11 protein-coding genes are annotated in these 12,589 nt (G+C 62.9%); 5 read left to right on the top strand and 6 right to left on the bottom strand.

The window, feature by feature from the left end; all coding sequences use genetic code 11:
* On the top strand, positions 1-753 hold the full coding sequence (gene pssA / locus BLQ71_RS01140; protein ID WP_074620412.1) for a CDP-diacylglycerol--serine O-phosphatidyltransferase: 753 nt from the start codon (positions 1-3) through the stop codon (positions 751-753).
* 4 nt (positions 754-757) lie between these two features.
* Positions 758-1,381: a class I SAM-dependent methyltransferase gene (locus tag BLQ71_RS01135; RefSeq protein WP_074620411.1), complete on the top strand. Its 624-nt coding sequence runs from the start codon at positions 758-760 to the stop codon at positions 1,379-1,381.
* A gap of 435 nt (positions 1,382-1,816) precedes the next feature.
* Here the strand turns inward: BLQ71_RS01135 and BLQ71_RS01130 are convergent, their stop codons facing one another.
* The 6 genes from BLQ71_RS01130 to BLQ71_RS01105 all read right to left on the bottom strand — a co-directional run bounded on the left by BLQ71_RS01130 (position 1,817) and on the right by BLQ71_RS01105 (position 8,997).
* Positions 1,817-2,212: a VOC family protein gene (locus BLQ71_RS01130; RefSeq protein ID WP_074620410.1), complete on the bottom strand. Its 396-nt coding sequence runs from the start codon at positions 2,210-2,212 to the stop codon at positions 1,817-1,819.
* A gap of 153 nt (positions 2,213-2,365) precedes the next feature.
* On the bottom strand, positions 2,366-3,454 hold the full coding sequence (locus tag BLQ71_RS01125; RefSeq protein ID WP_074620409.1) for an ABC transporter ATP-binding protein: 1,089 nt from the start codon (positions 3,452-3,454) through the stop codon (positions 2,366-2,368).
* A 21-nt stretch (positions 3,455-3,475) separates the two neighbouring features.
* Positions 3,476-5,128, bottom strand: coding sequence for a beta-galactosidase BglA (gene bglA / locus BLQ71_RS01120; protein ID WP_074620408.1), 1,653 nt, complete (start codon positions 5,126-5,128; stop codon positions 3,476-3,478).
* 89 nt (positions 5,129-5,217) lie between these two features.
* Positions 5,218-6,552 carry a carbohydrate ABC transporter permease gene (locus BLQ71_RS26740; protein WP_229754823.1) on the bottom strand — a complete coding sequence of 445 codons (1,335 nt, stop codon included), beginning with the start codon at positions 6,550-6,552 and terminating at the stop codon, positions 5,218-5,220.
* A 12-nt stretch (positions 6,553-6,564) separates the two neighbouring features.
* Positions 6,565-7,566 carry a carbohydrate ABC transporter permease gene (locus BLQ71_RS01110; protein WP_043139599.1) on the bottom strand — a complete coding sequence of 334 codons (1,002 nt, stop codon included), beginning with the start codon at positions 7,564-7,566 and terminating at the stop codon, positions 6,565-6,567.
* Between the two features lie 165 nt (positions 7,567-7,731).
* Complete coding sequence (locus BLQ71_RS01105; protein WP_074620407.1) at positions 7,732-8,997, bottom strand: ABC transporter substrate-binding protein; 1,266 nt, start codon at positions 8,995-8,997, stop codon at positions 7,732-7,734.
* A 244-nt stretch (positions 8,998-9,241) separates the two neighbouring features.
* Here BLQ71_RS01105 and BLQ71_RS01100 point away from each other — a divergent pair, with 244 nt between their 5' ends.
* Genes BLQ71_RS01100 through BLQ71_RS01090 form a run of 3 tightly spaced genes read left to right on the top strand, consistent with a single transcriptional unit; the run spans position 9,242 to position 12,567 of the window.
* A complete protein-coding gene (locus BLQ71_RS01100; RefSeq protein WP_043139602.1) occupies positions 9,242-10,264 on the top strand; it encodes a LacI family DNA-binding transcriptional regulator in 1,023 nt (340 codons plus the stop codon).
* Positions 10,265-10,273: 9 nt separating this feature from the next.
* Complete coding sequence (locus tag BLQ71_RS01095; protein WP_074620406.1) at positions 10,274-11,596, top strand: GH1 family beta-glucosidase; 1,323 nt, start codon at positions 10,274-10,276, stop codon at positions 11,594-11,596.
* A gap of 11 nt (positions 11,597-11,607) precedes the next feature.
* A complete protein-coding gene (locus BLQ71_RS01090) occupies positions 11,608-12,567 on the top strand; it encodes a glucokinase (RefSeq protein WP_043139605.1) in 960 nt (319 codons plus the stop codon).
* Positions 12,568-12,589: the final 22 nt, after the last annotated feature.

The following is a 12,589-nucleotide window of genomic DNA, read 5'->3' as shown; positions in this document are numbered from 1 at the left end:
ATGCCCCACCCGTTGCCCGACAAGAGAAAGAAAATCAACGTCCTGCAGCTGCTGCCGAATCTGGTCACCATCTCGGCCATATGTGCGGGGCTTTCGGCCATACGCTTTGGCTATGAAGGGAATTTCGAATTGGCCGTGCGCCTGGTTCTGGTGGCCTGCGTTCTGGATGGTCTGGACGGTCGGCTCGCGCGTTTGACGAAAAGCGAGTCGCCGATCGGTGCGGAACTGGATTCCCTGGCGGATTTCCTGAATTTCGGAGTGGCGCCTGTACTGATCATGTACCAATGGGCCCTGCAGGATTTCCAAAGCGCGGGCTGGATAGCTGTCTTGAGCTATTCCATTTGCTGCGTCCTGCGACTGGCACGATTCAACGTCGACAGCCGGATGGACAAAGAAGACACCGGATGCGGTTACTTTGTCGGTGTCCCGTCGCCAGCGGGCGCAGTTCTCGTGTTGCTGCCAATGGTTATCTCCTTTCTCTTCTCTGACCTGCCCTTGGCCGCGCCTTCGGTCATCGCTGGCCACGTTTTTCTTGTCGGTCTTTTGATGATCAGTCGCATCCCGACCTATTCCTTCAAGCAGCTGTCAATCGACCGAGGGAACGCCAAATTTTTCCTTCTTGGCGCCGGGCTTATGGCTGCAGCATTGCTGACATATCTTTGGGCCACCCTGGCGCTGATGACATTTGCCTACATCTGCAGCCTGATCTGGGCGTTTCGATCCGCTCGCAAATCAAGGAACACAAAGGACTAACGCGATGGAACTCGGCGCAATCAAGACCTCCTACGCGAGGTGGGCCCCCGTCTATGACCAGACCTTCGGCGCGATTACAAATACCGGACGGCGCGCGGCAGTCGAGTACATCAATGGACAAAGCGGGACGAGCGTTCTGGAGGTCGGTGTCGGGACCGGTCTTGCACTACGAAACTATCGTTCAGACCTTTGCGTCACGGGTATTGATTTCAGCGACGACATGCTGGCCAAGGCGCGGGAAAAAGTCGATCGCTTCGGGTTGGGGCACGTCAGGAGCCTCCGGCAGATGGATGCGCGAAGTCTCGATTTTCCGGACAATCATTTCGATACCGTCGCAGCGATGCACATCATCTCTGTCGTGCCGGAACCCGAACGCGTGATGGCCGAGATAGCGCGGGTCTGCAAACCCGGAGGCAAGGTCGTCATCACCAATCACTTCGCCCAGGAAACCGGTATCATGGCACGGATCGAACGATTTTTTGCGCCATTCGCAAACCTGTTGGGCTGGCATTCCGATTTCGACATCGGCACCGTGCTTAAACAACCGGAGCTTACGGTCAGAGAGAAGAAACCGCTGCCCCCTTTCGGCATGATGACGTTCCTGGTGCTTGAGAAAGCGGATCGGTGATCCGCCAAGAACAGAGCGGGAAAGATCATCAGCGCGGCGGAAGAGCGTTTCCGACAGAACCCCATCTGTCAGCCAAGGGTTGCCTGACGGCGACAGCCTGATTTGGAACGACGGACGAGCATCGGCGCCTTGTGTCCCGATTGGATACGCCATGCAGCATTAGGCACGAACGGGACTCATGACTGCCCTCTGAGGCAGCTCAGCGTTGAACTTGAAGATGCGCTGGCGATTTCTAAAGCTATTGAAATCTAAACGCCTCGGCCATCTTCAAGGACGACCCGAGGACGAAACCGCTCGCGCAGCAATGGCGCGTGTGGCTGGCCCTCGGGGTCAAAGCAGTCGCTGCGCTTCGAACCTCACCGCTTTCCCAAGCACGAATTTTTCAAGGCCCGCCGTCCCGGGGACACTTTTGCCTGTCGTCCATGTCCGGCACCCTTAGAGAAACCGACCACCCCGTTCGATGACCTCGATCTGATAACCATCGGGGTCCGCGACAAAGAAGAAACGGGCGAACCTCTTTCCGTCCGGCGCGAATTCGACGATCTTGCGCGGTGCCAGCCCCGCATGGGTCAGCCGCTTGTGGGTGTCGTCCAGGTCCGCGACCGAAACCGCAAGATGACCATACCCGTCGCCCAGGTCATAGGGTTCGGTACGTCCCTTGTTCACGGTGAGTTCGATCTCGAAGCTGCTCTCTGCATTGCTCAGGTAGACCAGCGTGAAATCATCGAAGTCCTTGCGTTCCGAGATCTCCAACCCGAAAGCCGTCCGGTAGAAATCGACCGAACGTGCCTCGTCGAGCACGCGGATCATGCTGTGTATTGCCTTGGCCATGCTGTTCCTTCCGGTAAATTGCCAATGTCGCACGTCTCCTACCCTGTTTGGGGACATGGCAAGAACGTGGATCATTGGCAACCGACCTGAAACGCTCGGACGGGGGCAGTCAACGCCGCCGCAAGGTCGACCACGGCAACAGCGGGCAGCGCCTCACCGATACAGCAGCGACCCCCCCTCCGCGAAGAGGTGCACCTTGTCCGGTTCCGCGCCCAGCGACACCTGCTTGCCACGCATCTCGCGGTGGATGCCGGGCAGCTTGCCGATGACCGGGTCGCCCCCACCTTCGGCCTGGAAGTAGAGCAGCGTCACCTCCCCAAGGGCCTCGGTGATCTCGACCATGCCGGAATAGATCGGCGTGTCCTCGGTGGGCACGAAATCCTCGGGCCGCACGCCGACATTGACCCGCAGCCCCTTGTCAGCCTCGGTGGTCGGATAGTCCGAGAGGGCCGTACCGTCGCCGTCCAGTTTCACGCGGGTCTGCGTGCCGGTCTCGACCACTTCGCCGGGCAGCAGGTTCATCGAGGGTGAGCCGATGAACTGCGCCACGAACTCGCTGTTGGGCCGCTCGTACAGTTCCAGCGGGCTGCCCACCTGCGCGATCCCCTTGTTGGCCAGCACGACAATCCGGCTGGCCAGCGTCATCGCCTCGACCTGGTCATGGGTGACGTAGATCATGGTCCTGTCGGGCATCTGTTCCTTCAATTGCGCGATCTCGATCCGCGTCGCCACCCGCAGCGCAGCATCCAGGTTCGAGAGCGGTTCGTCGAACAGGTAGACCTTGGGATCGCGCACCAGCGACCGCCCAATGGCCACCCGCTGTCGCTGGCCACCGGACAGGGCCTTGGGCAGGCGGTCGAGGTAGGGATCCAGTTGCAGCATCTTGGCCGCCCGATCCACCGCCGCGTCGATCTCGTCAGGGCTTTTCTTCGCCAGTTTCAGCGCAAAGGACATGTTCTCGCGCACGGTCATATGGGGATACAGAGCGTAACTCTGGAACACCATCGCGATGCCGCGCTGCGCGGGCGGCACGTCGTTGACCACCTGTCCGTCGATTTCCAGCGTGCCGCCGGTGATCTTTTCCAGTCCCGCGATCATTCGCAGAAGCGTGGATTTGCCACAGCCCGAGGGGCCGACGAAGACGATCAGCTCGCCCTCGTCGATCTCGAGGTTGATGTCGCGCAGCACCTGCACGGTGCCGCCATAGGTCTTTTCGACATCGGTCAGTTTCAGGTTGGCCATGTCCCCTCCCCCTCTTTCTCGTTATGCCTGCCGCCGCGCCAGCGCGGGCTGCCAAGGTCCAAGGTGCAGCTTGCCGTCCGGCGCCGCCGTGGCGCTGCCCAGTTCCTGCCCGATCTGCTGCCAGGTGCCGGCGGGCATCTCGATCACCGCCGGCTCTCCGCTCATGTTGACCGCGACAAAGACCTCTTCGCCTTCGTGGCTGCGGGTGAAATGCACGACGCTGCCTGTCGCTTTGACCTTGTCATGCGTGCCTTTGACCAGCGCGGGCTGGGTCGCCCGGAAATGGATCGCCTTGCGATAGTGGTGAAGAAGCGCGCCAGGATCGTCCTCCTGAACCGCGACAGCATGACCAAGATGCGCGTGGCTGACCGGCAACCAGGGCGTTCCCGTGGAAAAGCCGCCGTTCTGGTTCGACTGTTCCCAGACCATCGGCGTGCGGCACCCGTCGCGGCCCTTGAACTCGGGCCAGAACTCGATCCCGTAGGGGTCTTGCAGGTCCTCGAACGGCACGTCGGCCTCGGGCAGGCCCAACTCTTCGCCCTGGTAGATACAGACCGACCCGCGCAGGCACATCATCAGCGTGGCAAAGGCCCTTTGCGCGGAGGGTGTGAGTTCCCACCGCGATGCGTGGCGCACCACGTCATGGTTGGAAAAGGCCCAGCAGGCCCAGCCGTCCGGCACCACCGTGTCGACCCGCTCCATCACGTCGGCAATGCGCGCAGCGTCCGGCTGGGTGCCCGAGAGGAACTCGAAGGAATAGCACATGTGCACCCGCTCGTCCCCGGCGGTGTATTCGCCCATGATCTCCAGCCCCTTCTGGGCATCGCCGACCTCTCCCACTGCCGTGGTCGCGTCGTATTCGTCCAGCACGGCGCGGAAACGGGCCAGGAAATCGAGGTTCTCGGGGCGGTTCTTGTCGTAGAGGTGCAGCTGGTGATTGTAGGGGTTCACCCGCGGCGCGATCGAGGCGTCTCGCTGATCCACCGGCAAGGGCGGGTTGTCGCGCAGTTTCTGGTCGTGGACGTAGAAGTTGATCGTATCCAGGCGGAAGCCGTCGACACCACGATCCAACCAGAAGCGGACCACGTTCAAGAGCGCATCCTGCACGTCCGGGTTGTGAAAGTTCAGGTCCGGCTGCTCGGTCAGGAAGTTGTGCAGGTAATACTGTTCGCGCCGCGCGTCCCATTGCCAGGCCGGACCGCCGAAGATCGACAGCCAATTGTTGGGCGGATTGCCGTCGGGCTTGGGATCGGCCCAGACGTACCAGTCCGCCTTCGGGTTGTCGCGACTGGCCCGGCTTTGCGCGAACCAGGGATGCTGGTCCGAGGTATGCGACAGCACGAGGTCGATCATCACCCGGATGCCCAGCTTGTGCGCCGTGTCCACCATGACATCGAAATCGCTGAGCGAGCCGAACATCGGGTCCACGTCGCAGTAATCGCTGACGTCATAACCAAAATCCTTCATCGGCGAGGTGAAGAAGGGCGAGATCCAGATGGCGTCGACGCCGAGGCTGGCCACATAGGGCAGACGTGCCGTGATGCCGTTGAGGTCGCCGATCCCGTCGCCGTTGCTGTCCTGGTAGCTGCGCGGGTAGATCTGGTAGATCACCGCTCCACGCCACCAGTCCTTGTCGGCTTTCGGATCGGTCTGGGTTTGCAGTTGCGCGTTCATGTCTTGATCCTTCGCGTCCCGGGCTTCACCCGGGACATCCTGTCCCGGTGCCCGCAGGGGGTGACCCCGGATCAGGTCCGGGGCGGGGTTTACTTGACAGAGCCGGCCAGAAGGCCGCGCACGAGATAGCGTTGCATGGCAAAGAAGACGACCAGCGGCACCGCGATCGAGACAAAGGCCGCCGTTGCGAGGATTTCCCAGTTGCCGCCGCGCGTGCCCAGCAGTTCGACGATCTGGTTGGTCATCACGGTGGTCTGGCCCGTCGCGTCGATCAGAAAGACCTTGGCCACCAGCAGGTCGTTCCAGGTCCAGAGGAACTGGAAGATGGCGAAACTGGCCAGCGCCGGGAAGGACAGCGGCAGGATGATCTTGGTGAAGATCTGGAACTCCGTCGCGCCGTCCACGCGAGCATTCTCGATGATGTCGCGCGGCAGGCCGGCCATGTAGTTACGCAAGAGGTAGACCGCCAGCGGCAGGCCGAACCCGGTATGCGCCAGCCAGACGCCGAGGTAGCCCTTGCCGATGCCGATGGCCAGGTGCAGCTTCAGAAGCGGGATCAGCGCCAGTTGCAGCGGCACGACCAGCAGGCCCACGACAAAGGCGATCAGCAGCGCCCGACCGGGGAAATCCATCCAGGCCAGCGCATAGGCGGCAAAGGCGGCGACCACGATGGGGATGATCGTCGCCGGAACCGTCACCGTCAGCGTACTGAAAAAGGCGCGCCCCATGTCGTCGGTGGTCTGCGCCCCCTCGGCGGCGCCACTGGACAGTCCGATCGTCGCGGCCAGCAGGACCAGCAGCACCAGCCCGCCGACGACCGGCGCCCCCTGCGCCACGATCGCGGGCTGCGCGGCCAGCGTATAGCGCATCACACCCCATAGGATTGCCGCCGCCGCGATGTAGATGGCCAGCCGCTTGACCACGTCCTGGCCCAAAACGGTGTCGTAGTTGCGCAGGGTGAATTCCGGTGGAATCTCGGCCGTGACAAAGATCCGGATGCCGCGTCCACCGGCAATTTCCTCATCGGATACAAGGCGGTAGTCGCCGTTTTCCTGCACGGTAATTGTCCCGCCCCGGCGCAACTCGGCCTCCTCACCCGGCGCAAAGGCCGAGATGTCGCGCGAGGAGGTCCCATAGGACGAGATCGGCGCAGCCTCACGCCCCTCGACCATGAACAGGTTGCCCTCCAGCACGTAGACCCCGTCCTGTTGCACCTGTTCCTCGGGAGAATCCGTGCGCAGGGTCAGCGACTGTTCCGTTGGAAACAGCGCGTTCCACCAGCCGGAGGATGCGATCTGGTCCGCCGTGCGAAAGGAGGACACGAACAGTCCAACGGTCGGGAACAGCCAGAGCGCAACCAGCAGCACGACCGAGATATGAACCGCCCAGGTGAGCGAGGACTTGTGACCTGCGATATTGTCCATGATCCCGCTCCCTTACCGCATTTCCTTGCGGGCCTGCCGCACGTTCCAGACAAGGATCGGCGTGACCAGCAGCATGATGACGATGGCCGAGGCCGAGCCCACGCCCCAGTCATTGGCGCGGAACAGCTTGTCGAACATGTAGTTGGCCAGGACCTGCGTGCCCCATTGGCCGTTGGTCATGGCAAAGACGATGTCGAAGATCTTGAGCACGACCAGCGTGATCGTCGTCCAGACCACCATGATGGTCGGCATGATCTGCGGCACCTTGATCTTGAAGAAGATCTGGAACGGGTTGGCCCCGTCGACGATGGCCGCCTCGACCGTTTCCTCGGGGATCCCGCGCAGCGCCGCCGACAGGATCACCATCGCAAAGCCGGTCTGAATCCAGACCAGCACGATCATCAGGAAGAAGTTGTTCCAGAAGGGGATGGTCAGCCATTGCGCCGGATCGTTGCCGGTGAACCAGACATAGAGTGCGTTCAGCACGCCGATCTGTTCCGCATCCGGCGGGCGCGCGTCATAGACCAGTTTCCAAATCACCGCCGCACCCACAAAGGAAATCGCCATCGGCATGAAAATCAACGACTTGGCAATGTTGCCCCAGCCGATGCGATCGGTGAGCTGCGCTGCCAGCAGGCCAAAGGCCGTCGATAGCGCCGGCACGACGATCAGCCAGAGCATGTTGTTGCCCATCGCCTCCCAGAACTTGGATTCGCCCATCATCTGCGTGTAGTTGGCCAGCCCGATGAAGGCCCCGCCTTGATCGCGGTCGGTCAGCGACAGGCGCAGCGTCTCGAAAACCGGGTAGGCCAGGTAGAGCGTCAGCGCGAACAGCGCCGGGAACAGGAACAGCCAGGGCCGGATCATGTTGGCGCGGTTGATGTTTCGCCCCGCGTTCGGCCCCCTGGCCGGAAACAGGACCCGGTCCAGGAACTGGTTCGACGCCCAGAAGTAGCCGATACACGACCCCACGCCGATCACGATTGTCAGAAGTCCTTGTAGCGCCGGATGCATGCTGTGCTCCCTGTCACTCTGGATATTGGCCGCACGCATTCGCGCAGCGCAGGTCGTCAGAAACCCCGCCCCGGACCTGATCCGGGGCCCCTGCCCTCATCGAGCTGATCGGCCCGGCAGTGGTCCCGGGCAAGGCCCGGGACGGGTGGGTCCGGTTCGATCCGCTTACTTGAGCGAGTCCCAGCTGCTCTGGATTTCGGCCGCCACCTCTGCCGCGGGCTTACCGCCGGCATAGTCGACCATGCCGGTCCAGAAGCTGCCCGCGCCAACGCCACCGGGCATCAGGTCCGATCCGTCAAAGCGAAAGGTCGTCGCGTCCAGCAGGATCTGGTTCATCTTGGCGGTGGCCTCGTCCTTGAACTTGGACGGATCGACCGATTTCAGCGGCGTCATGAAGCCGCCATTGGCCATCCAGATCTCGTGCGCCTCGGTGGTTTGCAGGAAGGCGATCAGGTCATGTGCCGCGTCGTTTTCATTCGTGATCGCCCACAGCGTGCCCGCGCCAAGGACCGGCTGGCCCAGATCCTTGCTTTCGTAGGCCGGGAAATAGAAGAAATCGGCATCAAGGCCGACCTCTGTCCCCTCGGGGAAGAAGGTCGGAATAAATGACGCCTGACGGTGCATCATGCATTGCGGCGGTGCCGAGAACAGACCCTTGGGGCTGTCGCGGAAATCGGTCGAGGCAACTGCGCCCCGGCCGCCGGCCACCTTGTCATCCTCGATGAAGGTGCCGAATTCCTCGATCGCGGCCACGACGCGCGGATCGTCAAAGGGGATCTCGTTGGCAACCCATTGGTCATAAACTTCGGGCGGCTGCGTGCGCAGCATCAGGTCCTCGACCCAGTCCGTGGCCGGCCAGCCGGTCGCCCCGCCCGATCCCAGGCCCACGCACCAGGGCGTTTCGCCATCGTCGATCATCTGCTGCTCCAGCGCACGCAGCTCCTCCATCGTTTCCGGCACGTCGTAACCGAAATCGAGGAAGTTCTCGGGGTTGTACCAGACCAACGATTTCACATCGACCTTGTAGAAGAAGCCGAACAACTTGTCCGCATCGTCCTGGTCGGCGTAGGTCCCGAGGTCGACCCAGCTGTCGCCTGCCGCGTAATTCTCGCGAATCCAGTCGCCGGTGCCATCCTTGAGCGGGGTCAGGAAACCGCGCGACGCCATGTCGGAGGCAAGGCCCGGCTGCGGGAAGATCGAGACGTTCGGGGGCGAACCTGCTTCGGCATCGACAACGATCTGCTGCTCGAAACTGTCAGAACCCACATAGGAAACGTCATGGCCGGTCTGTTCGGCGAAGACATCCAGAACATCCTCGACCAGCTCCTGGTCCGGACCCAGCCAGGGGCCGAAAACGGTCAGCTTCTCCGCATGCGCCATGCCGGCGCCAAGGGCCAGGGCCGCGACGCTCAGGTAAAACGGTGACTTCATTGATTATCCTCCCCTCCCGCACCTCGCCGCGCGGGTTCTCCTGCGTATCCCGCACCCGTCGAAAACAAAGTTTCTCAAAGCGCTTTGGGTGGCGCCACTATCTGCGAGTCGGCCCAACCTGTCAACATTCGTCCTTTGACCATTGAAATTTACATGCTGCGGTGCGGCTAAGCTTTCTGCAATACAGCACCATCCGTGCGGTCGTCTCTTGACAAATCCGAAGCGCTTTGGGCCTTATCGTGACATGAACCTCAAGCAGCTCGCCGAACACCTCGACCTTTCCCAGACCACCGTCAGCCGTGCGCTGAACGGTTATCCAGAGGTCAGTGAAAAGACCCGGGAAAAGGTTCTGCGTGCCGCGCGCGAGCTGAACTACAGCCCCAACGCCAGGGCCAAGGGGCTGGCCACGGGCCGCGCCCATGCCATCGGTCACGTCCTGCCGATCAGCGACCAGCACGAGATGGTGAACCCGATCTTCGGAGATTTCATCGCCGGGGCCGGTCAGACCTACTCCAAGGCGGGCTACGAGGTGGTCATCAGCCTGGTCGACGACAAGGACGAGGAACAGGCCTATCGTTCGATCCGCAGCCGTGGCAATGTCGACGGGATCATCGTGCACGGCCCACGCATGACCGACGGCCGGATCGCGCTGCTGACCGAGCTGGGGCTGCCCTTCGTCGTGCATGGCCGCGCCTCTCAGGTCAGCCTGCCCTATTCCTGGCTGGACACCAACAACGGGCGCGCGTTCCAGCGCGCGACCGAGTTCCTGCTGGACCTGGGCCACCGGCGGATTGCCCTGATCAACGGGCTGGAATTCATGGATTTCGCCCACCGCCGCCGCGTCGCCTATGAGGCGGCACTGGCCGACCGTGGCATCGCGTTGGACCCGGCGCTGATGCGCTCGGAAGAGATGACAGAGGTCTATGGCTACCGCAGCGCGGCAGAGATGCTGGCGCTGGACACTCCGCCCACCGGCTTCCTTGTCTCCTCGATGATCACCGCCATCGGCGTCCGCCGGGCGATCCACGAGGCCGGGCTGGAAATGGGACGAGACGTGTCCGTCATCACCCATGACGACGACCTGGGCTATTTGCGCAACGGCCATGACGTGCCGATCTTTACCGCCACGCGCTCCTCGGTGCGCCTGGCCGGGATGCGGGCGGCTGAAATGCTGCTGGAGCTTATCCGCAATCCCGCGCATGCGCCCTTGACCCAGTTGATGGAGGCCGAGCTGATCATCGGAAGCTCGACCGGACCCGCGCAATAAAGGTTGAACATGAAACACCAGAGATCTGATTTTCCCGAAGATTTCCTCTTCGGTTGCGCCACCTCGAGCTACCAGATCGAGGGTCACGCCTTTGGTGGCGCAGGCCGCACCCAATGGGATGATTTCGCCGCGACCCCGGGGAACGTCACCCGTTTCGAGAACGGCGACAAGGCCTGCGATCACTATCACCGCTATGGCGAGGATCTGGACCTGGTCGAACAGGCCGGCTTCGACGCCTACCGCTTTTCGCTGAGCTGGGCGCGCGTGCTGCCCGAAGGGCGCGGGCCGGTCAACCAAGAGGGGCTGGATTTCTACGATCGCCTGGCCGACTCTCTGCTGGATCGCGGCATCAGGCCCTGCGCCACACTTTATCACTGGGAATTGCCCTCGCCCGTGCTGGACCTCGGCGGCTGGCGCAACCGGGACATCGCCGGCTGGTTCGCCGACTACACGCAGATCATCATGGAGCGCATCGGCGACCGGATGTTTTCCGTCGCGCCAATAAACGAGCCCTGGTGCGTCGCCTGGCTCAGCCATTTCGACGGCCACCACGCCCCCGGCGTCCGCGACATCCGCGCCACGGCGCGCGCAATGCACCACGTCCTGTTGGCACATGGCCGCGCCATCGAAACCATGCGCGGACTGGGCATGGACAACCTTGGTGGGGTCTTCAACATGGAATGGGCCGACCCAGCCGACGACAGCGCGGCCGCCCGCGCCGCCGCCGACCGCTATGACGCGATCTACAACCACTGGTTCATGGCTGGCGTGTTCAAGGGCGCCTATCCGCAGGCCGCGCTGGACGGGCTGGAGCCACATCTGCCCAGGGGCTGGCAAGAGGACTTCCCGACCATCACCGCCCCGCTCGACTGGTGCGGGATCAATTACTACACGCGCAAGCTGATCGCCCCCGCCGGAAACCCCTGGCCCGATTACCGCGAGGTCGAAGGCCCGCTGCCAAAGACCTTCATGGATTGGGAAATCTACCCCGAGGGCCTCTACAATTTCCTGACCCGCACCGCGCGCGAGTACACTGGCGACCTGCCGCTTTACGTCACCGAGAACGGCATGGCCTCGGCCGATGTGCTGGAGGATGGCAAGATTGAGGACCCGGCCCGCACCGCCTATCTGGATGCCCACCTGGACAAGGTCCGGCAGGCCATTGCCGAGGGCGTCCCGCTGAAGGGCTATTTCACTTGGTCTCTGCTGGACAATTACGAATGGGCGCTTGGGTACGAAAAGCGCTTTGGCCTGGTCCATGTCGATTTCGAGACCTTGGCGCGGACGCCCAAGGCATCGTATCACGCGCTTGCCAAAGCCCTGACCACCTGAAAGGCCACGCCATGACGCAAGAGCTTTCCGTTGTCGCCGACATCGGCGGCACCAACACGCGGGTCGCCCTGAGCCGGGACGGCCAGGTGTTGGACGACAGCATCCGCCGCTTTCGCAACTCCGAGAACGCCGGGATCGAACCGATCCTGGACAGCTACCTGGACGACCAGAAAGTGGCCCCCGTCGGTGTCTGCATCGACATGGCCGGGCCGGTGCATGACGGGGTGGGCACGCTGACCAACCTGGACTGGACTGTGGATTCGGCCGCGCTCAAGAAGCGCATCGGGGCGGCCCGGGTTGCGGTTCTGAACGACCTTCAGGCGCAGGGGTTCGCCGTGGCACACCTGGGTCACGATAGCCTGTCGCCGGTCCTGACCGGGCGCGAAGCCCCGGCGGATGCCGTGCGCCTTGTGGTGAACGTGGGCACCGGGCTGAACGCCGTACCCGTCTACACCCAGGGCGCTCGCACCCTTGTACCCCCGGCAGAGGCGGGGCATGTCTCGCTTCTGGCGCGCGATGCCGAGGAATTGCGGCTGGTCGACTGGGTCGCTGAAAAGACCGGGCATCCGGGCCTCGAAGAGATCCTGTCGGGCCGCGGGCTGGAACGGCTTTACGCCTGGGTCTGTCACGACGAGGGCGACGGCCTGCCCCTGCCCGCGGCCGAGATCATGGCCGGGTTCGAGGCCGGTGAGCCGCGCGCGCAGCGGGCCGCACGGCTCTTTGTGCGCTTTCTGGGCCGTTACACCGGCGACCTGGCTCTGGTCACCCTGCCCTTTGGCGGCATCTATCTGGTCGGCGGCGTGACGCGCCACCTGGGCCCACACCTGCGCCACCTGGGCTTTGCCGAGGCCTTTGCCGACAAGGGGCGGTTCAATGCCTACATGACCCAGTTTCCGGTCGACCTGGTCACCGACGATTACGCCGCGCTCCGGGGCTGCGCCGCCCATCTGGCCGAGATCATGGCCGCCTGATCTGGCGCGCAAAGGCTTTCGA

This window comes from Antarctobacter albus, from assembly GCF_900101505.1.
Lineage (GTDB): Bacteria > Pseudomonadota > Alphaproteobacteria > Rhodobacterales > Rhodobacteraceae > Antarctobacter > Antarctobacter albus.
The sequence above is the reverse complement of the archived record's forward strand: the minus strand, read 5'-3'. Positions and strand labels throughout refer to the sequence as shown.